22 protein-coding genes and 1 tRNA gene are annotated in these 26,512 nt (G+C 69.8%); 16 read left to right on the top strand and 7 right to left on the bottom strand.

Going from position 1 to position 26,512, the window contains the following annotated elements; translation table 11 throughout:
• Positions 1-547: 547 nt before the first annotated feature.
• Positions 548-1,531, bottom strand: a complete 984-nt coding sequence (locus EV139_RS08585) for an HhH-GPD family protein (protein ID WP_130453889.1) — start codon at positions 1,529-1,531, stop codon at positions 548-550.
• 72 nt (positions 1,532-1,603) lie between these two features.
• Positions 1,604-2,053 (bottom strand): DUF2871 domain-containing protein, encoded by a 450-nt coding sequence (locus EV139_RS08580; protein WP_241989003.1) that lies wholly within the window; start codon positions 2,051-2,053, stop codon positions 1,604-1,606.
• A 78-nt stretch (positions 2,054-2,131) separates the two neighbouring features.
• On the opposite strand from EV139_RS08580, the gene truB reads away from it, so the two are divergent.
• The 11 genes from truB to hpf all read left to right on the top strand — a co-directional run bounded on the left by truB (position 2,132) and on the right by hpf (position 15,877).
• Positions 2,132-3,139, top strand: coding sequence for a tRNA pseudouridine(55) synthase TruB (truB, locus tag EV139_RS08575; protein WP_130453888.1), 1,008 nt, complete (start codon positions 2,132-2,134; stop codon positions 3,137-3,139).
• A complete protein-coding gene (locus EV139_RS08570; RefSeq protein WP_130453887.1) occupies positions 3,136-3,492 on the top strand; it encodes a hypothetical protein in 357 nt (118 codons plus the stop codon). Before truB ends, EV139_RS08570 begins: the two co-directional genes overlap by 4 nt.
• A gap of 203 nt (positions 3,493-3,695) precedes the next feature.
• Complete coding sequence (locus EV139_RS08565) at positions 3,696-4,004, top strand: WhiB family transcriptional regulator (RefSeq protein ID WP_130453886.1); 309 nt, start codon at positions 3,696-3,698, stop codon at positions 4,002-4,004.
• Between the two features lie 70 nt (positions 4,005-4,074).
• The gene (locus EV139_RS08560; protein WP_198677505.1) at positions 4,075-7,446 is read left to right on the top strand and encodes a glycosyltransferase; all 3,372 of its coding nucleotides are present in this window, start codon (positions 4,075-4,077) and stop codon (positions 7,444-7,446) included.
• Positions 7,443-8,840, top strand: a complete 1,398-nt coding sequence (locus tag EV139_RS08555) for a DUF5719 family protein (protein WP_130453885.1) — start codon at positions 7,443-7,445, stop codon at positions 8,838-8,840. The genes EV139_RS08560 and EV139_RS08555 overlap by 4 nt, the downstream gene beginning before the upstream one ends.
• A 327-nt stretch (positions 8,841-9,167) precedes the next feature.
• Positions 9,168-9,527 carry a metallopeptidase family protein gene (locus EV139_RS08550; RefSeq protein ID WP_237464479.1) on the top strand — a complete coding sequence of 120 codons (360 nt, stop codon included), beginning with the start codon at positions 9,168-9,170 and terminating at the stop codon, positions 9,525-9,527.
• A gap of 648 nt (positions 9,528-10,175) precedes the next feature.
• Positions 10,176-10,859 carry an MtrAB system response regulator MtrA gene (gene mtrA / locus EV139_RS08545; protein ID WP_130453883.1) on the top strand — a complete coding sequence of 228 codons (684 nt, stop codon included), beginning with the start codon at positions 10,176-10,178 and terminating at the stop codon, positions 10,857-10,859.
• Positions 10,860-10,869: 10 nt separating this feature from the next.
• Complete coding sequence (gene mtrB, locus EV139_RS08540; RefSeq protein ID WP_130453882.1) at positions 10,870-12,567, top strand: MtrAB system histidine kinase MtrB; 1,698 nt, start codon at positions 10,870-10,872, stop codon at positions 12,565-12,567.
• Positions 12,564-14,249, top strand: coding sequence for an LpqB family beta-propeller domain-containing protein (locus EV139_RS08535; RefSeq protein WP_130453881.1), 1,686 nt, complete (start codon positions 12,564-12,566; stop codon positions 14,247-14,249). Before mtrB ends, EV139_RS08535 begins: the two co-directional genes overlap by 4 nt.
• A 186-nt stretch (positions 14,250-14,435) precedes the next feature.
• Entirely contained in the window at positions 14,436-15,140 is a 705-nt protein-coding gene (locus EV139_RS08530) for a ComF family protein (protein WP_130453880.1), read from the top strand.
• A 110-nt stretch (positions 15,141-15,250) separates the two neighbouring features.
• Positions 15,251-15,877: a ribosome hibernation-promoting factor, HPF/YfiA family gene (gene hpf, locus EV139_RS08525; protein WP_130453879.1), complete on the top strand. Its 627-nt coding sequence runs from the start codon at positions 15,251-15,253 to the stop codon at positions 15,875-15,877.
• 141 nt (positions 15,878-16,018) lie between these two features.
• On the opposite strand, the gene EV139_RS08520 is transcribed toward hpf, so the two are convergent.
• From EV139_RS08520 to EV139_RS08510, 3 genes are all read right to left on the bottom strand, one after another.
• Complete coding sequence (locus tag EV139_RS08520; RefSeq protein ID WP_237464477.1) at positions 16,019-16,801, bottom strand: polyprenol monophosphomannose synthase; 783 nt, start codon at positions 16,799-16,801, stop codon at positions 16,019-16,021.
• Positions 16,802-16,874: 73 nt separating this feature from the next.
• Positions 16,875-18,332, bottom strand: a complete 1,458-nt coding sequence (locus tag EV139_RS08515) for a catalase (RefSeq protein WP_130453878.1) — start codon at positions 18,330-18,332, stop codon at positions 16,875-16,877.
• A 66-nt stretch (positions 18,333-18,398) separates the two neighbouring features.
• Entirely contained in the window at positions 18,399-18,839 is a 441-nt protein-coding gene (locus EV139_RS08510) for a Fur family transcriptional regulator (protein ID WP_198677504.1), read from the bottom strand.
• A gap of 157 nt (positions 18,840-18,996) precedes the next feature.
• On the opposite strand from EV139_RS08510, the gene secA reads away from it, so the two are divergent.
• The 4 genes from secA to EV139_RS08490 all read left to right on the top strand — a co-directional run bounded on the left by secA (position 18,997) and on the right by EV139_RS08490 (position 24,273).
• A complete protein-coding gene (gene secA / locus EV139_RS08505) occupies positions 18,997-21,753 on the top strand; it encodes a preprotein translocase subunit SecA (RefSeq protein WP_130453877.1) in 2,757 nt (918 codons plus the stop codon).
• Positions 21,754-21,812: 59 nt separating this feature from the next.
• A complete protein-coding gene (locus tag EV139_RS08500) occupies positions 21,813-22,769 on the top strand; it encodes a DsbA family protein (protein ID WP_130453876.1) in 957 nt (318 codons plus the stop codon).
• Positions 22,770-22,804: 35 nt separating this feature from the next.
• Positions 22,805-22,877, top strand: a tRNA-Thr gene (locus tag EV139_RS08495).
• A gap of 448 nt (positions 22,878-23,325) precedes the next feature.
• Complete coding sequence (locus EV139_RS08490; RefSeq protein ID WP_130453875.1) at positions 23,326-24,273, top strand: DMT family transporter; 948 nt, start codon at positions 23,326-23,328, stop codon at positions 24,271-24,273.
• A gap of 95 nt (positions 24,274-24,368) precedes the next feature.
• Here the strand turns inward: EV139_RS08490 and EV139_RS08485 are convergent, their stop codons facing one another.
• Together EV139_RS08485 and msrB are read right to left on the bottom strand one after the other, a co-directional pair.
• Positions 24,369-24,920: a nitroreductase family protein gene (locus tag EV139_RS08485; protein WP_241989002.1), complete on the bottom strand. Its 552-nt coding sequence runs from the start codon at positions 24,918-24,920 to the stop codon at positions 24,369-24,371.
• On the bottom strand, positions 24,917-25,357 hold the full coding sequence (gene msrB / locus EV139_RS08480) for a peptide-methionine (R)-S-oxide reductase MsrB (RefSeq protein ID WP_130453874.1): 441 nt from the start codon (positions 25,355-25,357) through the stop codon (positions 24,917-24,919). Before msrB ends, EV139_RS08485 begins: the two co-directional genes overlap by 4 nt.
• Positions 25,358-25,769: 412 nt before the next feature.
• On the opposite strand from msrB, the gene EV139_RS08475 reads away from it, so the two are divergent.
• Positions 25,770-26,512: Ig-like domain-containing protein (locus tag EV139_RS08475; RefSeq protein WP_206750808.1), on the top strand; the 743-nt coding region annotated here is incomplete at its 3' end.

The following is a 26,512-nucleotide window of genomic DNA, read 5'->3' as shown; positions in this document are numbered from 1 at the left end:
GTGTGCGGCTTCGCTACCGCAGCGAAGCCGCACGCTCGTGCGTGAACCCGCCGCTCGTGGATCCTGCCCGGCCGGGGCTCCGCTGCGCTCGACCTTTCCGTGCTCGGCCGCGCCTTGCCGCTGCCATCCTGGTTCGCCCGAGCGCGGCGCTGTATCTCCCCGACGAGTGTGCGGCTTCGTGGCCAGCGTGCGGCTTCGCTGCGGCAGTGGAGCCGCACGCTCGCGCGTGAATGCGCCGCTCGTTGGCGAACGCGCCGCTCGTGCTGCGTGAACTCGCACGCTCGTGGCGGCGGAGCGGCCTGTTCGTGCACTACCGATCCGGGTCCCACACCGCCTGACCTTGCCGTGCGCTGTTGTGCTCTGCCCGGTTCTGCTCAGTGCAGCAGCGCCCTGACCCGTCGCCCCAGCTCACGAGTGTGCGGCTTCGTGGCGAGCGTGCGGCTTCGCTGCGGCAGTGGAGCCGCACACTCGTGCGTGAACCCGCCGCTCGTGGGTGAGAACCCGCACGCCCCTCGCGGCCGCACCGCGGAAAGCGGCGGCGCGAAGCCTAGGGGAGCCGCAGCTCGGGGCCCTCGCTGATCACGAGCCCGTCGCTCAGGAGCGAATCCACCGCGCGCCGCGCCTGGTCGGTGTCGGCCGCGGCGGTTACGCCAGCGCCAGAGTCGCTACTGCCGGCGCCTGAGCCGCCACGGCCAGAGCCCCCAGAGCCCCCAGAGCCCCCGGGGCCGCCGGCGCCGCCCACGGCGCCAGCCGCTGCCGCAGTGGCGGCCTCCCGCGTCACCGGTCCGGAGGCCGCGCGCAGCAGCGCCATCACCCGGCCTCGGGCCTGCCGGTCGCTGCCCTCAAACTTCGCCTGCGTGGGGCGCTTGGCCGGCGCGTTGTCCGGGTACCCGCTGCCCCGCCACTCGCACCAGGCGATCAGCGGGCACTCGTCGCAGCGCGGCGCCCGCGCCGTGCACACGATCGCGCCGAGTTCCATTGCGGCGGCGTTGAACGTGGCCGCGTCGGCGGGCTCCGCGGGGAGCAGCTCGGCCATATCGCTGAGGTCGCTCGCTGCCGGCATCCCTGCGGCGGCCCTCCCGTGCACGAGCCGCGCGATCACGCGCCGCGTGTTGGTGTCGACCACGGGGTGCCGCTCTCCGAACGCGAACGTCGCGACCGCCCGCGCCGTGTAGGGCCCCACCCCGGTGAGTGCGAGCAACTGGTCGACATCGGACGGCACTTGATCGCCATGCTGCTCGGCGATCTCCACGGCGGCGCGGTGCAGCCAGAGCGCGCGGCGCGGGTACCCGAGCCGATCCCAGGCGCGCACCGCCTCGCCGGGCGGATCGGCCGCGAGCGCGGAGGGCGTGGGCCAGCGCTCGAGCCAGGCCAGCCAGCGGGGGAGCACACGGTCAACCTGGGTCTGCTGCAGCATGAACTCAGACACGAGGATCGCCCACGGTGTGGCCGCCGGATCCCGCCAGGGCAGGGGTCGCGCCGCGCGGGCAAACCAAGCGTTCAGGGCGTGCGCGATCCCGGTGGTGTCCATCCGTCACAGTCTACGGTGGGGCCCAGCGGGGCGCGGCGGACCCAGCGGGGCTTGGTGCCGACCTCCGCAGGGCTAGGCGGCTACGGCCGCGGGGCGTTCAACGCCGCGCACCGCCGTGCGGAGCGCGAGGAAGAGCACGATGATCGCCGCGGTGATCGCCATGTGGCCGAGCCCGGCGATCCCCGAGATCATCGCCGACGATTCAAGGCCGAGCACGGTGAGGCAGCCGTGCACGATCAGCATCGCCGAGGTGAGGATTACGCCGGCGTGGTACAGGCCGAGGAACCAGCCGAACCGCTTGCGCGACGCGGAGAACGTGAACGCGCGCTCGAGCCCCAGCAGGATCAGGAACGGGAAGAACCCGAGCGACAGGAGGTGCGTGTGAGCGAGGCCCAGCTGGGTGAACGCTCCCTCCGGGAAACCGTTGAGCTTGGTGAACTCGCGGTAGAACAGCCCGGAGGCGACGCCGAGGCCCGCGTAGACGAATGCTGAGACGAGGAGATGGTTGAGTGGTTTCTTCACGCTTCCAGCCTCGCGGGCGAGCGGCTGGCAGCGCATCACCCGAAATGATGACATCGGCGCGACGGGTAGGCTGGTGTGGTGTCGCATCCTCCGATTTCACTGCCGCCGCAGGGCGGAATCCTGTTGCTTGACAAGTCGGAGGGGTGGACGAGTCACGACGCCGTCGCGAAGTCACGCCGCGCCCTCGGCACGCGCAAGGTCGGTCACGCCGGCACGCTTGACCCGATGGCGACGGGGCTGCTCGTGCTGGGCGCTGGCCCCGCGACGCGGCTGCTGACCCACCTCGTGGGACTCGACAAGACCTACACGACCACGATCCGGCTCGGCACCGCGACGGTGACCGACGACCGGGAGGGCGACCGGATCTCGGCCGCGGCTCCGGCGGACGTGGCCGCGGTGCTCGCCGATCCCGCGCGGATTGCGGCAGCGGTTGCCGTGCTGACGGGGGCGATCGAGCAGGCCCCGAGCGCGGTGAGCGCGATCAAGGTAGACGGCCAGCGCGCCTACGATCGAGTGCGTGCGGGGGAGACCGTCGAGCTGAAGCGGCGCCCGGTCACGATCCACGAGTTCACAATCGGCGCGCCCCGCGCGGCGACCGAGGCCGACGGCACCGCCGTGATCGACGTGGACGCCACGGTGCGGTGCTCCACGGGCACCTACATTCGCGCGCTTGCCCGCGACCTCGGGGCCGCGCTCGGGCTCGGCGGGCACCTCACGGCGCTGCGGCGCACCGAGGTGGGCCCGTTCTCGGTCGCCGACGCCGGCACGATCGAGCAGCTTGTCGCCGGGGAGCGCGTGCGCCTGCTCGAGCCGGCTGCGGTGGCGCTTGCGCTCTTCCCGGGGCTGGCGCTCACCGCGGAGCAGACCACAGATCTCGGCCACGGGAAGCGGGTGGCAGTGCCGGGCGTGGAGAACGCGAAGCTCGTCGCGGCCACGGCTCCGGACGGCCGGCTGGTGGGCCTCGTTGAGGTCTCCGGGGGTCGCACCCGCGTGGTCACGAACTTCCCGACGCCCGACGCGGTGAGCGGATCCGGCACCCTGGCCCGGACCCCGGGCGCGGCACCCACCGAGGAGGCCGGCGCATGATCACGGGCTACGGAATCGCACTCATGGTTGTCGCGGGGCTCGGTGCTGTGCTGAGCTTCGTCGAGACCGCCCGAAAGCGCGGGCCCAACGACTTCACCATGGGCGCCGCGCTCGTCACGGCGCTCATGCTGCTCGCCCAGATCGTCATTTCGATCGCGGCCCCATTCGCCGGGAACGCGGCGACCGGCGACCCGCTCGAGTTTTGGATGTACCTGATCGTGGCGTTCTTCCTGCCCGTGGGGGCGGGGTTCTGGGCGCTCGTCGACCGAACCCGCTGGGCGAATCTGGTGCTCGGCGTTGTGCAGGTGTCGATCGTCGTGATGACGTACCGGATGCTCGTGATTTGGGGCTGAGGCTCGCGCTCAGCTGAATACGCCGCCGGAACACGCCCGGCTTGTGACACAGCTGCGACACGAATGCGTGTCACCGACCCTCAAGCGCACCTTGAGGGTTTACACTTTCTGGCTTGACTTGAGCGAATCACAACGGTGTAATTAATGCATCGTTGTCGAGCCGCTGGTTCGACACGCGGAGCAAGTGAGGAAAGGAGCGTGAGATGAGCGAGTCACCGCACACTCCGGTACCCAGCAACTGGTTCGTTGATCCGGTGTTCCTGGGTACCCCCACCGTCCGCGAGGACGACGAGGCGCTTGCCTGGCAGGCAGACGCGCTCTGCGCGCAGACCGATCCAGAGGCGTTCTTCCCTGAAAAGGGCGGATCCACGCGCGAGGCGAAGCGAATCTGTGAAACCTGCGAGGTGCGCTCCGAGTGCCTCGACTACGCGCTTGAGAACGACGAGCGCTTCGGCATCTGGGGCGGCCTGTCCGAGCGTGAACGCCGCCGCCTGCGACGCGAGGCAATGTAGCTCACGGATGCAGGGCCACACGGCCCGCCTCCAGAGCTCACGGGCCGGACGCACCTAGACTGAGCCCGATATGCGCACCAGAGTAACGGTCATCTTGGTCGCCCAGCAGGGCGGCGAGTGGCTCGACCAGACCATTGCCGGGATCACGGCTCAATCCCTCGCGCCCGCTGCGATTATCGCCGTGAACAACGGTGGATCGGAACGGGTGAGCGAGCAGCTCATGACGAGCGGCGCCGAGCGCGTGATCGGGCTTGGCTCGCGCGTCTCGTTCGGCCAGGCCGTGGCGCAGGGCGTTCAGGCCGCTGGGCTCGACGCGGGGGACCCCGAGACGAGCGAGTGGCTCTGGCTGCTCAGCGAGGACGCCTGCCCGGAGCCGGCGGCGCTCGAACACATTGTGAGCGCCGTGCAGCGCGCACCGTCCGTTGCCGTCGCGGGGCCCAAGCTCGTCGACTGGGATCGCCCCGAGCACATCATCGAGCTCGGGCAGAGCCTCACGCGCTACGGCTCGCGGTGGACGCTGCGCCGCCAGGAGCTCGATCAGCAGCAGTACGACCACATGCAGGACGTGCTCGGCGTGGGCCCGGTGGGCATGCTGGTGCGCCGCGACGTGTGGGAGGAGCTCGGCGGCTTCGACCCGGCGCTCCCCGTCTACGACGACGGCCTCGACTTCAGCGTGCGCGCACGACTGTCTGTCCACCGCGTTGAGGTTGCGCCCGCGTCGCGCGTGCGCTTCGCTCAGAGCGGCGTGGCCGGGCCCCGGATTGACCGCAAACGATCGGTGCTGCGGCAGGCCCACCGGCAGGCGCGCACCGCGCACCTGCACCGGCGAATCGCCTACGCACCCGCCCCGATCGCGTTTCTCGCCTGGCTCGGACTCCCGCTGCTCGGCCTGTTCCGGGTGCTCTGGGCGCTCATCCGCGAGCAGCCGGGGCACATGCTCGGCGAGTTCGTTGCCGCGATGAGCGTGTTCCTGCGGCCCCACGCGATCCTCGCGTCCAGGCGCAGGATCCGGGCGCACAACACCGCGGGTTGGGCGGCGATCAGGCAGCTCCGGATCGACCCCAAGAGCGTGCGCACCGCGCGCATGATCGATCGCGAGGCGATCCTCGCCTCGTCCGGTCGGCAGCGCCGCGAACTGCACTTTATTTCTTCGGGCGGGCTCGCGGTGCTCGCCACCTCGCTCGTCATCACCATCGCGCTCACCTGGTGGGCGCTGCCGCGCACGAACATCGCGGGCGGGGGCCTCGCGCCGCTCAGCGATCTGGGGCAGCTCTGGTGGAACACGCGCGCCCTCGACGGCGTGCCCGCGGATCCATTCGCCTGGGTGCTCGCGCTGCTCGGCTCGCTCACCTTCTGGAACCCCTCGCACGCGATCGTGCTGCTCGTGATCGCAGCGATCCCGCTCACCGCGCTGGGCGCCTGGATCTGGGCCGCCCAGCTCACCGAGTCGCGGGCGGGCCGCGCCGTCACCGCGCTCGGCTTCGCCCTGAGCCCCGTGCTGCTTGGCTCGATCGACACCGGCCGACTCCCCACGCTGGTCCTCACGATCGTGCTTCCGTGGCTGTTGCTCGCCGCCACCCGCAGCCGCGAATCGTGGAGCTGGGCGGGCACGGCTTCGCTGCTCGCCGGCATCGCGCTCGCCGCGGCACCGATCCTGCTCCCAGCAGCGATCCTCATCTTCATTGTGGGGCTGTTCACCACGCTGCGCGGCGCCGCCCGAGTGCTCACCACCGCGCTCGTGCCGCTCGTGCTCTTCGCGCCGAAGATCGTTACGAGCGTGATTGCCGGCCGACCGCTCGACATTCTGCTCGACCCCGGCGTGGTGCTCCCGTTCACCCCGGGCACCACCTGGCACCTGCTGCTCGGATTCCCGGAGTTCGGACTCGAGGGGTGGGGTGGGATTCTCGACGGGATCGGCCTGGGCGGTCCGCCCGCGACACTGCTCGTCGGTGTCCTCATGCTGCCGATCGCGCTGCTCGCGGTCCTCGGAATCTTTACCGGCCGCGTTGCGGTCACCCTGCTGAGCGCGCTGCTCGGCGGCCTGGGCATGCTCACCGCGATCGCCGCGGCCCAGCTGCAGCTCATTGTGCTCGGCGACGAGAGCGTTGCGCTGTGGACCGGATCCGGGCTTGCTGTGTACTGGCTGGCCGTGCTCAGCCTCGCCGCCGTGGGGGCGGGGACGCTCCGCCGCGCCGCGACCCCGATTGTTGCGGTCGCACTCGTCGGTGCGGTGGTCGCCGTCATTCCGGTGGGCACCCAGCTCTTCCTCGGACGCGTCCCGTTCGGCCCCGCGACGGCGCAGATGCCCGCGCTCGTGCAGGCCGCAGGCGAGACGCAGCCCGGCACGAAGACCCTCGCGATCACCGCGGAGGCGCCGCACGCGGTGCGTGTCGAAGTGGTCACCGGCTCTGGCCTGCGACTCGACCAGATCCGCAGCGCCGATCGCACGCCCGAAAACACCGCGGCTGACCGCGCGATTGCCGATCTCACCGGCGGTCTCGCGAGCGTGGGCGGCGCCGACCTGAGCGCGGAACTGCGCGACACCGGGATCGGCTTCGTGTTGCTCTCGGACCACGGCAACGACGTTGAGCGGGCGGAGCTGCAGCGGGTCTTCGACCAGCACGACTCCCTCGTGAGCGCGGGGCAGACCGAGCAGGGACTGCTCTGGCGCGTTGCCGACCCCGAGGCGGACGCCGCTGCGCCGGGCGACGCGACCGAGATGCTGGGCGGCACGTCGTTCAGCGGGCAGACCATCTGGGTGATCCAGCTCATCGTGCTCCTCGGTGTGCTGCTGCTCGCGCTGCCCACGGGTGAGGTGACCTACCGGCCTGAGCGCCGCCGCAAGCCGTCGCGGTGGAAGCGGCGCAGCACCGCGAAGGCGGCGGAGCGCGCTTCGGCGGCAGCGGCTGCCGCTGCGGCTGCGAGTGTGACCGCAGCTGATCCCGCCGCGGCTCCCGCGAGCGCGAGCGCGGCTAATGCGGCGTCTGCGGATGCCGCGTCTCCGGAAGCCGCGGACGCTGATTTCGAGGCGGCGGACGCCGGGCCCGAATCAGCTGACGATGCGGCGGGTACCGCTAGCGTCGCAAGCGCCGAGGGCACCAACAGTGCCGACAGCGTCAGTGGCGTTCCCGAGGCGGTTGCGGAGCCCGAGCGCCCCGCGCGCGCTGAGACGCCTCCCATGGCCGATCCGGAACAGACCCTTGAAGCCGAGGCCGAGGCCGAGGCCGACGCCGGGGTCGACGCGGTGCCAGAGAGCGAGCCCGCCCCGGACACTTCACCCGATCCGGAGTCCGAGGCGGTGCCCGACGCGGCCCCCGCAGCGAGCCAGGAGCCGACCCCCACCCCCGCAGTCACCGCCGAAGCTGACCCCGCGAATGACGCCGACGCCGCAGCGGAGACCACCGCTCCGGACGCCGAGCCGACGGACGGAGCCGCACGATGAGTGACCGATCCCGCATCCTGCTCGGAAGCGCCCGAGCCGTGACCGGCCTGATGATTGTTGCCGCGTCTGCGACGGCGGTGCTCCTGCTCACGAGCGTGTCGCTGCCCAGCGTGGCGCGTGCTCCCGAGCCGGTCGTCGTCGACACCACGCAGAACACGACCCGCACGCTCGTGTGCTCCGGCGCGTTCAGCGTGCTCGGGGCGGACACCGAGCGCCCCGGCGCCGCGATCCCCACCGGAGCGCCCGCCGTGACCGTCGCCGGTGCCGCGGCGGAGACGTCCGCCCTCACGCGCGCCGAGGGCGGCGACGGCCTGCCGACCGTGGTGTCGGCGCCAAACGCCGAGCCGCTCGCCGCCGCACAGGTGCAGGCCGTGGGCACGGAGAGTCTCCGCGGGGTGACCGCGAGCGCGTGCGCCGAGCCCCTCAACGAGCAGTGGCTGATCGGCGGCGCGAGCTCGCTCGGCATTTCGACCACGCTCAGCCTCGGCAACCCCGGGACCGTGCCCGCGACCGTGCAGCTCTCGGTGTACGACGAGAACGGCCCGGTTGACGCGGTGCAGTCAGCCGGCGTCCTCGTCGCGGCCGGATCCGAGCAGACCGTATCGCTCAACGGCTACGCGCCCGACCGCGAGCGCCTCGCCGTGCGAGTGGTCAGCACCGGTGCTCCGGTGACGGCGAGCCTCGGCGTGGGTCAGAGCAGCGGGATCGAGCCGTTCGCCGTGTCGTCGGTCACGCGCCAGGTTGAGCCGCAGACGCAGCTCGTGATCCCCGGTGTGGCAAACCGCAGCGACCATGAGCACGGGCCGTCCGACTCCGGTGAGGGCGACGAGTTCCCGGTCATCGTTCGGGCGCTCGCACCGGGCACCGAGCCCGGCACCGCGAGCGTGCGCGCCGTCGACGGCAAGGGTCGCAGCACCGACCTCGGCGTGATCGAGCTGACGCCCAACACGGTGGGCGAGCTCAGCGTCGCGGTGTGGCCCGAGGGGGCGACCGCCCTCATTATCGAGTCCGACGTGCCCGTGATCGGTAGTGCGCTCGGCTCCGTCACACTCCGTAGTCTGCACGATTACGCCTGGTTCACCCCTGCCCCGGCGACCGCGGCGAACGCGCCGATCGCCGCGCCAGTGGTGAGCGGCGGTCAGCTCATCCTCGTGAACACCGGGGACGAGGACGCCGCCGTCACGATTCGCGCGGCAAGCGGCAAGGGCAAGGACATCACGGCGAAGGTTGCGGCCGGATCCGGGGTGACCGTGAAGGCGCCGGCCGACGCGGTACTGACGAGCACCGAGCCACTGCACGCCGGGGTGCGGTACCTCAACGGGGGCGACCTCGCGGGGTATCCGGTGCTCGCGCCGGATCCGCGCGACGGCGAGCTCACCGTCTACACCAGGTAGCGCGGCGGGGGTGCGCCTGCTAGCGCCCGCCTCGGGCGCTCGCGCCCCGAGCTCGACCCTGCCCGCGAGCTCGCGCCCGCCCGCCTCGGGCGCTCGCGCTCGCTCGCCGAGCCCGCGCCCAGCCCCCACTCGAGTGGAGCCAAATCTCCCTTTCGCGGGGCACGAAGGAGACTTTTGGCGCCACTCGGCGTCCTGGCCCGCTCGCTCGAGGCCCGGCGTGAGGGGAAGCGGGCCGCGCCGCGTAGACTTGGGCACATGTCCGGAGGAAAAGGCGCGTCGCGTCGCACAGCGTCCAGGCGGCACGGCCGGCGTCCGATGCGCTCGGCGATGGTCGGTCCTGGACTTCCGGATCCGCACAGCAGGGTGCGCCGCTTCGAGGCGGACGCGCGCGGTGCGGTGGAGCTGCTGCAAGCGCACTTCCCGGAAGAGCTCGCCGACGTGCAGATCGGGTTCCAGACGGCCCCAACCGGCACGGGCGACGGCGGCAACCCGCTGCTCTATGCGGTCGATCGGAAGTCTCGTACGATCATGCTGTTCAGGGTGCCGATTCAGCGCGCCCGCGGCCTCCACGTGAACGACGACGAGCACCGCCGCTACTTCGTGGAACACTGCGTGCACCTTGCAGTCTGCGAGTACCTGGGTCGCGAGCCGTGGGAAGTGCTCCCCGGCCGCTTCGACCACTACTAGGCCGGACGGCGCGGGTTGCCCGCACAGGCGCGCGCCCGCGCCCGCGCCCGCGCCCGCGCCCGCGCCCGCGCCCGCCCACGCCCGCGCCCGCCCACGCCCACACTCGCGCCTGTGCGCCCACGAACCCCCGCCGAGTGGAGCGAAAGGCGCCCTTCGCGGCGCGCGAATGGCTCTTTTGGCAACACTCGGCTGGGGTGGGGCGGGGTGGGACGGGGTGGGGTGGGATGGGCGAGGTGGGGTGGGATGCGCGAGGTGGGGCGGCGTCGAGCAAGGTGAGGTGCGGGTGGCGGACGGCGGCCCCGCGTGCACGCGCCCGTGCGACGCGCGCCGCGCCGCACGGGCATGCGCCCCGCGCCCACGCACCCGAATTGAGTGTTGCCACAGACCCCCTTCCCATGTCACGAAGGGGAGATGTGGCAACACTCGATGCCAAGACGAAGGCAAAGACAAGGACAAAGACGAAGACAAGGGCGAAGGCGAACGCCAAGACCAAGACGAAGACGAAGACCAAGACGAAGCCAAACGCGAACGCGAACGCCAAGACGAAGGCGACCCGCGGGCCACGGATCCGCCCCCTGAACCCAAGGTTTTTGCCCGGGGCGCGCTGGCTCCCACCCATATTTCCGCATTGCCAGTCATAATGGGACCATGAGTGCGCGCATCTTGGTGGTTGACGATGACAGGGCGCTTGCAGAGATGCTCGGCATGGTGCTGCAGGGTGAGAGCTTTGAAACTGATTTTGCATTCGATGGCACTGACGCGATCGAGAAGTTTCGCGAGACCCGCCCGGACCTGGTGCTGCTCGATGTGATGCTGCCGGGGCTCGACGGGATCGAGGTCGCGGAGAAGATTCGCGCGGAGTCCGGCACGCCGATCATCATGCTGACGGCGCGCACCGACACCCGCGACGTGGTGCGCGGTCTTGAGGCGGGCGCCGACGACTACGTGGTGAAGCCGTTCAACCCGGTGGAGCTGATCGCTCGGATCCGCGCTCGGCTGCGTGAGCCGCAGCAGGAGGCGACCGAGACGCTGCGCATCGGCGACCTCGCGATCGATGTTGCCGCCCACGAGGTGCGCCGCGGCCCCCAGGTGATCCCGCTGACTCCGCTCGAGTTCGATCTGCTCGCGATCCTCGCCCGGAAACCGCAGCAGGTGTTCACCCGCGAGGTGCTGCTCGAGAAGGTGTGGGGCTACCAGTACAAGGCGGACACCCGGCTGGTCAACGTGCACGTGCAGCGCCTCCGCGCCAAGATCGAGCAGGACCCCGATCACCCCACGATCGTGACGACGGTGCGGGGCGTGGGCTACCGCGCCGGCACACCAGTCGAGTAGGTCGCCCGTCGTGACCACCAGCCGCTCGCGGTTTTCGATCGCGCTGCGCCGGCTTCGGCTGCGTTGGACCAGGTGGTCCCACCCTGTGCTGGGGCCGTTCCGCGCGCGCTGGCGGCGCTCCCTCATGGTGCGCATGATGACGATCACGGGCTTGGTGACCGGGTTTATCGTGCTGATCGCCGGGGTGTTCATCCTCACGAGTATCGGGAGCGACCTGTACACCTCGCGGAAGGATCAGGCGCTGCAGGATTCGGCGCGCGCCACGCTCGCGGCGCAGCGGCAGATCGATGCTTCCGACGCCTCGGACCGGAGCGGGCTGTCGGTGCTGGCAACCTCGGTGCGGCGCGTGGTGCAGGATGCGTCGTCGAGCCAGCTCGTGTACATCCGGCGCGAGCCCGGGCAGGCGCCGTTCCCGGAGGCGCCGCCGCCCTCGCTCACCACGAACATGCTGCTCGACGCGGTGAGCCCGGAGTTGGCCGCGGCAGTGACCGAGGGCACCGATCCGCAGCACTGGCAGTCGGTGACGTTTGTCGAGGACGATGGCACCACCGCCCCGGGGATTGTGGTGGGGTCGACACTCGCGTTCCCGGCGGGCGCCGGCACGTACGACCTGTTCATCGGGTACAACCTCGCGGACACGCAGGCCACGCTGAGCTTTGTGCAGCGCACGCTGTTGATCACGGCGGCCGCGATGATGGCGTTCATCGGGATCCTGGTCTGGATCATGTCCCGGATCCTGTTCCGGCCGCTCCGGGCCGCCGCAGCAGCGAGCCGTCGCATCGCCGCGGGGGAGAGCGACGCGCGCATGCCGCAGCAGAACGACGAGCACTTCGACGTGCTGTCGGAGGGCTTCAACGACATGGCCGACACGCTGCAGGCGCGAATCGGCGAGCTCGATCAGCTCTCGGAGATGCAGCAGCGCTTTGTGTCGGACGTGTCGCACGAGCTCCGCACCCCGCTGACCACGATCCGGCTGGCGAGCGAGGTGCTGCAGAACTCCCCGGAGGGCCTCCCGCCCGGCCAGCAGCGCGCCGTGGAGGTGCTCGGCACGCAGGTGGAGCGTTTTGAGCTGCTGCTCGGCGACCTGCTTGAGATCTCGCGCTACGACGCCGGGCGGGTGACGCTCGAGACGGAGCCCACGAACCTGGTGGCGCTCGTGGAGGAGGTCGTCGAACACCTTCGCCCGCTCTCGGAGAGCGCGATCGAGGTGCGGGCGCTCGGCGGCTACGCCCCGATCGAGGTGGATCCGCGCCGGATCCGGCGCATCATCGCAAACCTCGTGGGCAACGCGATCGAACACGGCGAGGGCGGGGACATCCTCGTGAAGATTGACTCAAACGCGGCCGCGATCGCGATCTCGGTGTGCGACCGCGGGGTGGGGATGACCACGGAGGATCTCGAGCACGTGTTCGATCGGTTCTGGCGCGCCGATCCGTCGCGCAAGCGCACCCTCGGGGGGACCGGCCTGGGCCTGGCGATCGCGCAGGAGGACGCCGCGGTGCACGGCGGGATCCTCGAGGCGTGGTCGCGACCCGGGGTGGGATCGAACTTCCGACTCACGCTCCCGCGCGGCGAGCACGTCACCAGTTATGTCTCACCGCTGCCGCTGCTCCCCGACGGGGTCGAGGTCGACGACGGTGATCCTCAGTCGACTGGCGGGTGGCTGCGCCGACCCGGCCGCCGGATCAGGAAGGACAAGCGCCGATGACCCGCACCCGCGCTCGCCGCAGAATCGCCGGCACCGTCGCGCTCATCACCTCCGCGCTGGTGGCACTCACGGGGTGTACGGCCATCGCGGTCTCAGGACCGGTCGAGGTGGGGCTGAAAGACCTCAAACAGGTTGACCAGATCTACCAGTACAAGCCGCCCGGGCCCATCCCGGGAGCGAGCCAGGAGGATCTGGTGCGCGGCTTCGTGCTGGCCGCGACCTCCTCCGTGGACGACTATGCGACGGCCCGCGAGTTCTTGACCTCCGACTACACGGAGCAGTGGGACCCGTACTACGGCGTGCTCATCGACGAGGGGACCCGCCCGTACCGCAAGGACGGCGACACCTCCGGGGTGCTCTCCCTCGCCGCGACCGCCAAGGTCGACGCGGAGGGCGACATGCTGCCCGTGGGGCCGGGGCCGAGCATCGACATGCGCTTCGAGTTTGAGCGGATCGGCGGCGAGTGGCGGATCTCGTCTGCCCCGAGCGGGATCATTCTCGACTCGAACATGTTTGGCACGATCTGGTCGTCCCACCAGCTGTACTACGTCGGCGCGGGGAACCTGCTCGTCCCGGAGACGCGCTGGTTCCTGACGCGCACGGCCCTGGTGACCGAGATCGTGGGCGCCCTGATTGAGGGGCCGAGCGATCGCATGCGCGAGGTGGTGCGCAGCGGCTTCCCCTCGGGGACGGCGCTCGCGACGAACTCGGTGCCGGTGGTCGACGGGAAGGCGATGATCGACCTGACCGGCAACGTGCTGGAGGCCGGGCCGAAGGCAATGGCCGAGATCCGGCAGCAGCTGAAGTCGAGCCTGCAGAGCGTGAGCGGGGTGAGCGGCTTTGAGCTGCTGGTCGACGGTACTCCGCTCCGCGAGACCTCGGGCGACGAGTCGAACGCGCCCCGCGTGGTGAGCCTCACGAACAACCCGGCAGTGATGATCGGTGCGGAGTTTGGCACGATAGTCGCGGGGGAGTTCACTGAGATGCAGGGCTTCGAGGAGTCGCTGCCGGCACTCGACCCGCAGGCAATCACGCTCTCGTCGGATGAGCAGACCGCCGCGGTGCTCAACGCCGGGGGCCTGACTCGGGTCGACGGATCTGGCACTCTCGCGCTTGACTCGCGGCCGGGGCTGCTGGCGCCGAGCATCGATCCGCTCGGCTACGTGTGGACGGTGTCGACGCGGGCGCCCGAGGTGCTGCTCGCGTACGCCGCGGACGGCTCGCTCACGGAGGTGCCGGCGCCCTGGCTCACGGGGCGCACGCTGCAGGCGCTCCGGCTTTCGCCGGACGGGAGCCGCGTGGCGGCGCTGGTGGCCGACGGAGAAGAGTCGCAGGTGATGGTGAGCGGCGTGATCCGCGATGAGCTGGACGCGCCAGTGCGCACCGTTGACGAGGCGGACGTGAAGCTGTGGGCATCGGGGACCCCGATCGACCTCGACTGGGTGGGGCAGCTGCGCTTTGCGGCGCTCACTCGGGTGGGGACTGCCGGAAAGGTGACGAACGGCGGGATCGGGCTTCCCGCGCAGGAGCAGACCTCGGTTCCCGGCGGCGCCCACCTGAGTGGCGGCGGTGGCCGACTCTACGTGCGGGTCCTCGGCGCGGACGGCGATCTGTTCTCGCCCCAGGGAATCGGCTGGCAGCGGGTGGAAGACGATATCTCGGTGCTGGCGAAGCGGGGGTAGCCCGCCGGCGCGGGTGGCAGTGACCGCGGCGTAGGCGGTGCCGGCGGCGTAGGCGGCGCGGGGTGCGGCGGGCGGTGCTTGGCGCCGCGTTCCTCACACCCCGCGGCGAGCCGGCCCCGGTCCGGAGTTATCAACAGTTCCGGACCCCGCGCGAACGTCCAGGCAGCGCCGGGCGAGGATCAGTGCATGCCCATCACCCCGATCCTCCACGAGCTCCTCCTCGACCTCCTGGCGCTCCTGTGGCCCACGGAGTGCGTCGGGTGCGGGGCGGCGGATCGGGAGTGCTGCGCAAGCTGTCTGCGGGCCCTCCGGGCCGCACGCCCGGGACACCCGCCGCAGCTCGGCACGCCGTGCTTTGCGCGGGCCGAGTACGCGGGGGTGATGCGCGCCGTGCTGGTCGCGTTGAAGCACGGCGGCAGGGTGCGCTTTGCCCGAGAACTCGGTGCGCAGCTCAGCGTCCCGCTCCACGCTGCGCGCGCCCAGTGCGGTGCGGCGCGGCCACCCGTGATCGTGCCCGCGCCCTCGCGCCCGGCGAGCGTTCGGCGCCGCGGGTTTCGCCACGTGGAGCTGCTGGTCGCCGCGGCGCTGCGCGCGCAGCGGCGGCGGGGGAGCCCGATGCCGACCGTGCTCCGGGCGCTGCGCACCACCCGCGGGCGGCGCGGGCAGGTGGGGCTCGGCCCGGCGGAGCGCGCGCGCAACGCCGGCCTGCTCGGGCTGCGCCGCACGGCCCGCGCGGCGCTGCGCGGCCGCGAGGTGATCCTGGTCGACGACGTGCTGACCACCGGCGCGACGGTGCTCGCCGCGCGCGACACGCTCACCGCAGCGGGGGCCCGGGTCGTCGCGATAGTGGTGCTCTGCGTTGCCGAACGAGCCCCGCCACCTGGGAATTAGCTCCCCATCAAGAGATGGTGGCAACCGCTCGGCTCCGTGGAGTAGAGTTCGACAAAGGCGTAGCGGTGCGCCGCACTGGCCCACCCGCCTGAGCACCCTGGGAGGTCACCATGGACGTGAACATCCGCGGCAAGAATGTCGGTATTACCGATCGCTTCGAGCAGTATGTCGAGTCAAAGACCGAGAAGGTAGCGGGGCTGTTGCCCAGGGCGCAGTCGTTCGAAGTGCGGGTGTCGCGGCAGAGCGACCGCAGCCCGCAGAACGGCGATCAGGTGGAGCTCACGCTGATTGGGCCGGGTCCGGTCATCCGCGCGGAGTCCGCGGGAGCAGACAAGTACACGGCGTTCGACATGGCGTACGGCAGGATCCTCGAGCGGATCCGCCGCATGAAGGATCGGCAGCAGGACCGACGCGGCCGCGGACGCGTCTCGCTCGGTGATGCGGCGGCGAGCGACTTCGGCACCATCGATGTGACGCCCGCACCGCTGGAGGTGCTCGAATCGGTGGCCACCGGCGGGATCCCCGTAGTCGGTGAGACCGAGGAACAGTACTCGCCCGTGGTGATCCGCAGCAAGGAGTTCCCGGCCGAGCGGCTCTCGGTCGAAGACGCCGTCGACCAGATGGAGCTCGTGGGACACGACTTCTTCCTGTTCGTCGAGACCGACTCGGGGCGGCCGAGCGTGGTGTACCGGCGGAAGGGCTGGAACTACGGCGTCATTACGCTCGCTGAGGCGTAGCACTTCGGCTCGCTGAGGCGCAGCCCTTCGGTTCGCTGAGGCGTTCCTTGGCGTGCTGAGGCGTCGCACTGCGGCCCGCCGAGGGATCCCCTCGGCGGGCCGCAGCGGCGTCGCATGACGAAGCGCGGTGGGCCCGGCCACTCAGGCCGCGCCACCGCGCTTCGTCGCGCTGGACCCGGCACCGAACCGCAGGCGCCAGCCCCAGCGGAGCACCCCGCGCAGGGCCTCCCACACGATTCCGGGCGTCATCTTTGAGCGGCCCTCGACGCGCTCCACGAAGGTGATGGGCACCTCGGTGATCGGGCACCCCATGCGCTCAAGCGTCCATGCCGTCTCGACCTGGAACGCGTAGCCCTGCGAGTCGAGTGCAGCGGTGTCGAGCCGCCGCAACCAGGACGTGTCGAGCACGCGGAAGCCGCTCGTGAGGTCGTGCAGCCGAGACTTGAGCGCGATCCGCGCCACCGCCGTACCGGTGCGCGAGATCCAGCGCCGGTACCAGGGCCAGTTCACGATCTTCCCGCCGGGCACCCAGCGCGCGCCAATCACGAGGCCGGCGCCGGCCTCCGCTGCGGCCACCAGCGCGGGAAGCTCGCTGACCAGGTGCGATCCGTCGGAGTCCATCGCCACGACGTAGTCGTACCCGCGGTCGATCGCGGCCTGGAATCCCCAGACGTACGCCGTTCCGAGGCCTAGCTTCCCCGCTCGGTGGTGCACCGAGACGCGCGGGTGGTCGGCGAGCTGGTCGGCGATCCTGCCGGTCCCGTCGGGGCTCCCGTCGTCGATGATCAGGATCTGGGCCAGCGGCAGGTGGTGGAGCACACCCGCAACCGTGCCGGGAAGCGTGGCCCGTTCGTTGTACGTGGGCAGCAACACGAGGACACCCCCGCGCGCGGGGGGATCGTCCGGCGGCTGCATACCGCCCATCCTGGCAGAGTATTGCCGGGGAAACGCAGAACGGGGGGCCGCCCACTGGGCGGCCCCCCGTCACCGGGCGAAACTACGCGGCGTTGCTGCGCAGGATCTGGCCGAGCTCCGCGTCAACGTTCGTCCAGTACTGGAAGAACTGCTCGCGGATCCGGGGCACCGTGATCGATGCAAGCTGGCCGCCGAGCACCGCGTGGAAGCGCTCCTTGGCTGCCGCGTCGAACACGTCGCGGTACAGCGTGCCGGCCTGACCGAAATCGTCGTCGTCAGCGCGCAGCGTCGCCGCCGTGCGCGTCAGCTCGCCGTCGGACTCCCAGCGCGCCTCGACACCCGCGAGCGGGTCGGCTGCCGGTCCGCCGGCTGCGCCGTACGAGTTCGGCGTGTAGGTGCGGTGCTCCGGTCCGTTGAAGTGGAACCGCATGTTGCCCTCGTGCATGTAGTTGTGCGTCTCGGCAACGTGGGGCTGGTTGACCGGCAGCTGGTTGAAGTTCGTGCCGATACGGTGGCGCTGCGCGTCCGGGTACGAGAAGACGCGAGCCATCAGCATCTTGTCGGGCGAGATGCCGGTACCGGGCACCTGGTTGCCGGGCGAGAACGCCGCCTGCTCGATCTCCCCGAAGAAGTTGCGCGGGTTGCGGTTCAGCGTGAACGTGCCGACCTTGATGCGCGGGTAGTCCGCCTTCGGCCACACCTTGGTGAGGTCGAACGGGTTGAAGCGGTACGTCTTCGCCTCTTCGTAGGGCATGATCTGCACCTCGACGTCCCACGAGGGGAACTCGCCGCGGTCGATCGCGTCGAACAGGTCGCGCCGATAGAAATCGGCGTCCGAGCCGGCAATCCGCTCGGCGTCCTCGGGGGACATGTGCTCCACGCCCTGCTGGGAGATGAAGTGGTACTTCACCCAGAAGCGCTCGCCGGCCGCGTTGATCCACTGGTAGGTGTGCGAGCCGTAGCCGTTGAGGTGACGCCAGCTCTTCGAGAGGCCGCGGTCGCCCATGAGGTACGTGACCTGGTGCGCGGACTCCGGGGAGAGGGTCCAGAAGTCCCACTGCATGTCTGCATCGCGCAGCCCGGATGCGCCCAGGCGCTTCTGCGAGTGGATGAAGTCGGGGAACTTGATCCCGTCGCGGATGAAGAACGTCGGGGTGTTGTTGCCGACGATGTCGAGGTTGCCCTCGGTGGTGTAGAAACGCAGCGAGAAGCCGCGCACGTCGCGCCAGGTGTCGGGGGAGCCCTGTTCGCCGGCGACCGACGAGAAACGGATCAGCGTCTCGCTCTTGGCGCCCGGCTGGAACGCTGCCGCGCGGGTGTACTTCGACACGTCCTCGGTGACCACGAACTCGCCGAACGCGCCGCCGCCCTTGGCGTGCGGGTTGCGCTCGGGCACACGCTCGCGGTTGAAGGACGCAAGCTTCTCGATCAGGTAGTGATCGTGCAGCGCCGTCGAGCCGTTCGCGCCGACGGTGAGCGAGTGCTCGTCGCTCGCAACCGGGGTGCCGGTCTGCGTAGTGGTGGGCTGTTTCTCAGTCATGATGCCTCTCTAATGCTGGGGGATACAGGGACGAATGAAAGCTGTGGGTGCTGCGCGCCCGACGGATCAGGTGCGGAGTGCGGCGGCGCACGCCGCGCACCGGCCGAGGAAAGTGATGTTTGCGGTTTCGACGACAAAGCCGTGGGTGTCCGACGGGGTGAGGCACGGTGCGCTCCCCACCACGCACGGCACGTCTTCCATGCGGCCGCAGTCGCGACATACAAGGTGATGGTGGTTGTCGCCAACGTGGGCCTCGTACTGTGCCGGGCCGCCCACCGGGGAGATGCGGCGCGCGAGCCCCGCCTCGGTCAGCGCGCTCAGGACCCCGTAGACCGCCTGCAGCGAGGTGCCGGGCAGCTGCTCGCGCAGCCGCTCGTACATGTCGCTGGCCTCCCAGTGGCCACCCTCGGCGAGGATCTCGAGCACGGCGCGGCGCGGCGCGGTGGACCTGAGTCCGGCCGCGCTCAGCTGTGCCGCGGCTGCGGGGGCGTGCTGGGTTGATGTCACACCCCAATTATAGCGTTGTTTTGAATGATTCAAAATAATGCCATTCTCAGCGGGTCGCTGTGCGGCGTTGCTAAGCTGAAGTGTTGTCACAATTAGGCAACAACGGTGGCTCCGCTTGGCGGGTCTGCGATCCGTGTAAACATACAGGAGAGACAACGTGGCGACAGTTCTCGAAAAGCTCCTTCGCGTCGGCGAAGGTCGCACACTGAAGAAGCTCGAGCGTCAGGCGAAACTCGTCGCCGAGCTCGAAGATTCATTCTCAGAACTCAGTGACGAGGAGCTGCGAAACGAGACCGACGAGTTCCGCAGCCGGCTCGCGCAGGGTGAGACGCTCGACGATCTCCTCCCCGAGGCGTTTGCCGCGGTCCGCGAGGCATCGAAGCGCACCATCGGCCTGCGTCCGTTCGACGTGCAGGTCATGGGTGGCGCAAACCTACACATGGGCAACATCTCTGAGATGAAGACCGGTGAGGGCAAGACCCTCGTCGCGACCATGCCGGCCTACCTCAACGCGCTCGCCGGCAAGGGCGTACACGTGGTCACCGTCAACGACTACCTCGCGAGCTACCAGTCGGACCTGATGGGACGCGTGTTCCGCGCGCTCGGCATGAGCACCGGCTGCATCGTCGCGGGTCAGGATCCCACGCTGCGCCGCGAGCAGTACAACGCCGACATCACGTACGGCACGAACAACGAGTTCGGCTTCGACTACCTGCGCGACAACATGGCGTCCTCCGCCGAGGAGCGCGTGCAGCGAGAGCACTTCTTTGCCGTCATCGACGAGGTCGACTCGATCCTGATCGACGAGGCGCGTACCCCCCTGATCATCTCCGGCCCCGCCTCTGGCGAGGCGAACCGCTGGTTCTCCGAGTTCGCGCGGATCGCCCGCAAGCTGAAGCCCGGCGTCGACTACGAGGTGGACGAGAAGAAGCGCACCGTCGGTGTGCTCGAGCCCGGCATCGAAAAGGTCGAGGATCACCTCGGCATCACCAACCTCTACGAGTCGGTGAACACCCCCCTGATCTCGTTCCTCAACAACTCGATCAAGGCAAACGCCCTGTTTACGCGCGACAAGGACTACGTCGTGCTCAACGGCGAGGTACTGATCGTCGACGAGCACACCGGCCGTATTCTCGCCGGGCGTCGCTACAACGAGGGCATGCACCAGGCCATCGAGGCGAAGGAAGGGGTGCAGGTCAAGGCCGAGAACCAGATGCTCGCGACCGTCACCCTCCAGAACTACTTCCGCCTCTACGAGAAGCTCTCGGGCATGACCGGCACGGCCGAGACCGAGGCCGGCGAGTTCATGTCGACCTACAAGCTCGGCGTGGTGCCGATCCCCACGAACCGCCCCATGCAGCGCAAGGACCAGCCGGACCTCGTCTACAAGAACGAGGAAGCGAAGTTTGCGCAGGTCGTGGCAGATATCGCCGAGCGCTACGAGGCGGGCCAGCCGGTGCTGGTGGGCACCACGAGCGTGGAGAAGAGCGAGTACCTGTCGCGCCTGCTCGCCAAGGCCGGCGTGCGCCACGAGGTCCTGAACGCGAAGAACCACGCGCGTGAGGCCGCGATCATCGCGCAGGCCGGTCGCCTCGGCGCAGTCACGGTCGCCACGAACATGGCCGGCCGCGGTACCGACATCATGCTCGGCGGCAACGCCGAGTTCCTCGCCGTGCAGGAGATGGCCGCCCGCGGCCTCTCGACCGATGAGGATCCGGATGCCTACGAGGCCGCCTGGGACGACGTGTTCGACGCCGTCAAGGAGACCGTCACGGAGGAGGCCGACAAGGTCATCGCCGTGGGCGGCCTCTACGTGCTCGGCACCGAGCGCCACGAGTCACGCCGCATCGACAACCAGCTCCGCGGGCGCTCCGGTCGTCAGGGCGATCCCGGCGAGAGCCGCTTCTACCTCTCGCTCGCAGACGACCTGATGCGCCTGTTCAACTCGGGCGCTGCGGCCGCGCTGATGAACCGCGACAGCTTCCCCGACGATCTCGCGATCGAGTCGAAGGTGGTCTCGCGTGCGATCCAGAGCGCGCAGAGCCAGGTGGAGCAGCGCAACGCTGAGATCCGCAAGAACGTCCTCAAGTACGACGACGTTCTCGACCGCCAGCGCAAGGCAATCTACGGCGACCGCCAGCAGATCCTCGACGGCGAAGAAATTGAGCCGCGAATCAAGGCGTTCCGCGAGCAGACCATCGACGCGATCCTCGACTCGCACGGTTCGGATGGCGAGTGGGACTTCGACGCCCTGTGGAGCGATCTGCGTCAGGTGTACCCTGTCGGCATCACCGTCGACGAGCTGCTCGCCGAGGCCGGCGGCGGACGCGTCGACAAGGCGTTCCTGCGCCGCGAGATCCTCTCCGACGCCATCGTCGCCTACGAGAACCGCGAGGCGGCCCTCGGCAGCGAAGCGATGCGCGAGCTCGAGCGCCGCGTGGTGCTCGCAACGATCGACCGCCGCTGGCGAGATCACCTCTACGAGATGGAATACCTCAAGGAGGGCATCGGCCTGCGCGCCATGGCCCAGCGTGATCCGCTCGTTGAGTACCAGCGCGAGGGCTACACCATGTTCGAGGGCATGATGGGGCAGATCAAGGAAGAGTCGATGGGCCTCCTCTACAACCTTGAGGTGAAGGTGCGCGAGGACGTCGGACACGAGGGTCACGTGCACCTCGAGGGCGGCGGACTCGACCAGCAGCAGACGCCCGACCAGTCCAAGCTGTCGTACAGCGCACCCGACGAGGACGGCGCCCCCGCCCTGAGCGGCGCGGCCGACGCCGCGGCGCAGGGCAAGGCCCGCGCCGGCGCAGCCCCGGCACAGCCGGCTCAGCGCGGCGCGTTTGGCCAGCAGGTTCCGGCCGATGCGGCACCGACCAACCGCGCCGAGCGTCGCGCAACCAAGAAGAAGTAGGGCGTCAGCCCCTCACCGAACCGTGATCCGCGTCTGCGGACCTACTGGGAGATATACCTATGGCAAGCGAGAGTAACAGTCGCCCGTCGAAGAACGAGCGCCGCACGCAGGCGCGCGAGCAGGCACGCCTGGCGCGCGAGCAGGAGAAGAAGCGCGAAAAGCGCAATCGCCTCTTCCTGCAGGGCGGCATCGTCGTCGGCGTGCTGGCAATCCTCGGGATCGTCGCACTCGTGCTGACGCAAACCATGAAGCCGGCCGGCCCCGGCCCGGAGAACATGGCCTCCGGCGGCGTGGTGTTCACCAAGGACCTCAAGGTCGTCCCCAGTGAGGCGCTCGCCTCGGGGGAGGAGCGCCAGGCCCGCGAGGTAAACCGCGATGAGCTGCCACTCGACGTCACCGTGTACGTGGACTACATGTGCCCCGCGTGCGGCGCGTTCGAGCAGCAGTACGGCACCATGCTCGAGAACTACGTCGGCGCAGGCGACATCGAGCTCGAGGTCTACCCGCTGAACTTCCTCGACAGCGCCTCGCTCGGCGCGAAGTACTCGACCCGCGCGGCGAACCTTGTCTCCTGCGTGGTCGAGGAGCAGCCGGACGTGGCGTTCGCGCTGCACAACCGCCTGCTCAGCGCAGAGGTCCAGCCCTCTGAGGGCACCACCGGCCTCACCGACGAGCAGCTGCTCGCCCAGGCGGAGTCCGCGGGTGCCGAGCTGACCACCGAGCTGCGGCAGTGCGTGAAGGATGTCCGCTTCGGCAACTTCATCTCGGCGAACTACAAGACCGCGAGCGAGAACGGGATTCTGGGCCTCGCAAAGGGCGCGCAGCTCCTCAGCTCCGACGGTGCCACCCCGCAGCCCGCGGGCGAGCCGCAGCGCCTCGTTTCCACGCCGACCGTCATCGTGAACGGGCAGCAGTGGAACCAGGCCCGCGACGGCGATCTCGAGTCCTACCTCCTGAAGGTCAAGGGCGAGTTCGAGCAGAACAAGGACAAGTCGGACGACGCAAAGTCTGAGTAGAATGTGTGGGGCGGTCCGTGAGGGCCGCCCCATATGCCGCCTTAGCTCATCTGGTAGAGCAGCGCCCTTGTAAAGCGCAGGTGATCGGTTCGAGTCCGATAGGCGGCTCTGTTTTTCCGTTCGCGCGGGCCTCGCGGCGAGCGTTTCCGTAGGCGCTTCCGCCCGGTGCTCCCGGGGGCCCTTCCGCCCGGCCCCTCCACGAGTGTGCGGCTTCGCTCGGGCTCCCGCTTGGGCTCCCGCTCGGCGCTTTCTCCGGGCCTTTCCACGAGTGTGCGGCTTCGCCCGGTGCTCCCGGGGGCCCTTCCGTCCGGCCCCTCCACGAGTGTGCGGCTTCGTGACGAGTGTGCGGCTTCGCTGTGGTGGTGAAGCCGCACGCTCGTCCACGGATCCGCCGCTCGTGCGCGGTCCGGGCCGGACCGCGCCCGGACCGGGCGCCGGCTCGTGTCCGGACCGGGCGCCGGCTCGTGCCCGGACCGGCCGCCGGACCGCACCCGGGCGGGCGCCCCCGGGTGCGGCGCCCGCTGGCGCGCCCCGCGGGCGGAGGTAGGGTGGGTGGGTGAGTCGCACAGGATCCTTCCCCGTTTGGGCCGCCCTTCTTGGCTCCGGCCTCGCGGGCGTGCTCGTCGCCCTGCAGTCGCGGATTAACGGTGGCCTCAGCCAGCAGCTCGGCAACGGGTACGTGACCGCGGCGGTATCGTTCAGCATCGGTCTCGTAATCATGTGCATCGTGCTCGCAGTGTCGCGCTCAGGGCGTAGGGGATTCAGCGCGCTCAACACCGAGATTCGGGCGGGGCGCCTGCCCGTGTGGACGCTGCTCGGCGGCGTCGGTGGCGCGTCGTTCGTGCTGAGTCAGGGGCTCGTTGCGCCGCTCACTGGCCTCGCCCTGTTCACGGTCGGCATCGTCGCCGGGCAGGTGCTGGGCGGGCTGGTGCTCGATCGCGCAGGCCTCGGACCCGGCGGACGGATCGATCCGACCCCCACCAGAATCGTCGGCACCGTGCTTGCGGTGCTCGCGGTCGCGCTCTCAGTCGGCATCGATGCGGGCGGTAGCGGTGTGCTGTGGCTCGTCATCTTCCCGGTGGTCGTGGGCGTGCTCGTCTCAGCGCAGTCGATGGTGAACGGGCTCGTGCGCGCTGCCTCGCACAGCGCGGTCACGTCGACGTTCATTAACTTCGTGGTCGGATCGGTGCTGCTCGTGCTGATCGCGTGCGTCTCTGTTGCGCTCATGGGGTGGCCCGAGGTGTGGCCCACCTCGCCGTTCTACTACATTGGCGGATTCGTGGGCACCATCTTCATTGCCGTCGCGGCGATGCTCGTGCGCACGGCTGGCGTACTCCTGCTGAGCATGTCGAATGTTGCCGGCCAGCTGATCGCCGCCGTCGCGTTCGAGGCCGGTGCGCCGCTCGCCGGAGGGCTCACGCAGGGGCTGATTGCGGGCGCCGCGGTCGCGCTCCTCGCCGTGGTCGTCGCCGCGATTCCGTGGCGCGGAGCGGCGGGGCGCTAGCGCTCGGCCGGGCACGCCGCGCGGGGCCGCACGCGGGTTGCGATGACGCGCGATCCGGCACCGCTTCGCGCGGGCTGAGACCGTGCGGCGGCACGCTAGAGCGCGCTCAGGTGCCGCGCCGGATCGAGCGGCTTGCGCGGCTTCGTCTTGCGATCCCGCTCGGGGATCCCGCCCACGTACAGCCAGCCGAGCAGGTACTCCTCGGGCGCGAGCTCGTGCGCCTCGTGTACGGGTGCGGTGCGAGTGAGCGGGCCGGTGCGCCAGATCGAGCCCCAGCCGGCCTCGTGCAGCAGCAGCCCGAGGGCGTGCGCGACACCGCTCGCGACGGCCTCTTGTTCCCACACGGGGACCTTGTGGTTGATTCTCGGCGTCACCACAATCGCGAGCACGAGCGGCGCGCGAGTCGCTTTCGCGAGGTACTTCTCGCGCTTTTCACCAGCCGCAGCGGCGAGCCCTTCGCCCAGCCGCAGCCGCGCGTCGCCGCGCAGCTCGATGAGCCGCCAGGGGCGCAGCCCGGAGTGGTCGGCGATGCTCGACATCGCGCCGACGAACTCGGCCAGGAGCGCTTCTGGAGGAGCGTCGTCGGTGACCTTCGAGTGGGATCGCCGATCCCGAATCGCCGCGAGCGCGGCGGGGTCGGCGTTCACGCGTCGAGTTCGGGGGAAGCGCCGGCCTCGAAGCTCAGGGCGAGCGAGTTCATGCAGTACCGATCTCCGGTGGGGGTGCCGAATCCGTCGGGGAACACGTGCCCCAGGTGCGAACCGCACTGCGCGCAGCGCACCTCAGTGCGCGTCATTCCGAGGCTCCGATCCTCGAGCAGCTCGACCGCGCCGGGACGCACGCTCTCGTAGAAGCTCGGCCAGCCGCAGCCTGAATCGAACTTGGTTCCGGCGACGAACAGCTCGTTGCCGCAGGCACGGCAGCGATACAGGCCGTCGCGCTCCTCGTCGAGCAGTTCACCGGTGCCGGCGCGCTCGGTGGCTGCCTCGCGCAGGATCGCGTACTCCTCGGTGCCGAGCCGCTCACGCCACTCGCTGTCCGAGAGCTGGAACGGGTAGTTCGTGGAGTCGCTTGTCTTGCTCATGTGTATCTCCAACCAGCGGTGAGGCCCAGGGCGGTGCTGTATCCGGTCCCAAGTGTACGCGCACACAATCCGAACTCCGCTGGTAGATCCGGCCGAGCGGGATCCGAACTTGCATCATCAGACGATATTCGTCAGACTAATAGCTGCGCACTTTGTAAGGGTTGCCTCACCTGAATCTGATGTATGGGTTGGGGGTGCAGACACGCCAGTCCTCGGTGCCGGTCGTACAGCCAAGATGAGGAGCAGTATTCGCATGTTTGCACAACGGGGGATTCGCGGGGCGATCTCGGCGGTACTCGCGACGGCGCTGGTTTTTGGTGGAACGGTACTCGGAACGAGTGTTGCATCCGCGGAGCCCATAGCCGAAGCTCAGGCGGACGCAGCTCTTGCAGCGCCGGTCGTCACTCCGACGGTGTCGAGCGCGACCACCGCCGGGATCCGGCTTGAGGTGGCAGTCTCCGGGATCAGCGTGCCCAGCGGCAAGGCCGGCGTCTACGCGGCGCTCACTCCCGCTGGCACGACGGCGACGATTGGGTCAGGCGCATTCCTGCCCACCGTTGCTCTGCCCGGCGGTGCCGGAACGCTTGCCTATGACGTGCCGGCCGGTTCCCTCGACCCCGCGCAGGCGTACGAGGCGATCGTGTGGTACGCACACGGGAACCCCGAGGCAGACGTGATTGTCGCCCAGGTCCCCGTCCAGATTTCTGCTGAGCAGTGGGACGCAGTATTCCCGCCAGCGCAGCCGACGGCGACAGCAACGACGCTGAGCGCTTCGGCGGCAACAGCGGTCGAGGGCGACGAGGTCACCCTGACCGCGCAGGTCGCTCCCGCGGCGGCCGGAACCGTGACGTTTACCGAGGGCGAGTCCCAGCTGGGCAGCGCCGCCGCGGCAGAGGCCGGCGCGACGCTGACGCTCTCAGATCTCGCAATCGGATCGCACACCATTGCGGCGACCTTCGCCCCGGACGACGCCGTAGCGTTCGCGGGCTCCAGCTCACAGCCGGTTGAGATCGTTGTCACCGCGCAGGAAGAGCCGCCCACAGGTGTGTCGGGTTCGGCGTCGGTGTCTGCTGCGGATGCGTCGGGTGTGACGGTTGAGGCGAGTGTGTCGGGTGTGGATCCGGCGTCGCAGCCTGCTGGTGTGCACGTTGGTGT

Origin of the sequence: Leucobacter luti, from assembly GCF_004217175.1 — a bacterium.
Classification (GTDB): Bacteria; Actinomycetota; Actinomycetes; order Actinomycetales; family Microbacteriaceae; genus Leucobacter; species Leucobacter luti.
This window is presented reverse-complemented; position numbering and strand designations above follow the sequence as displayed.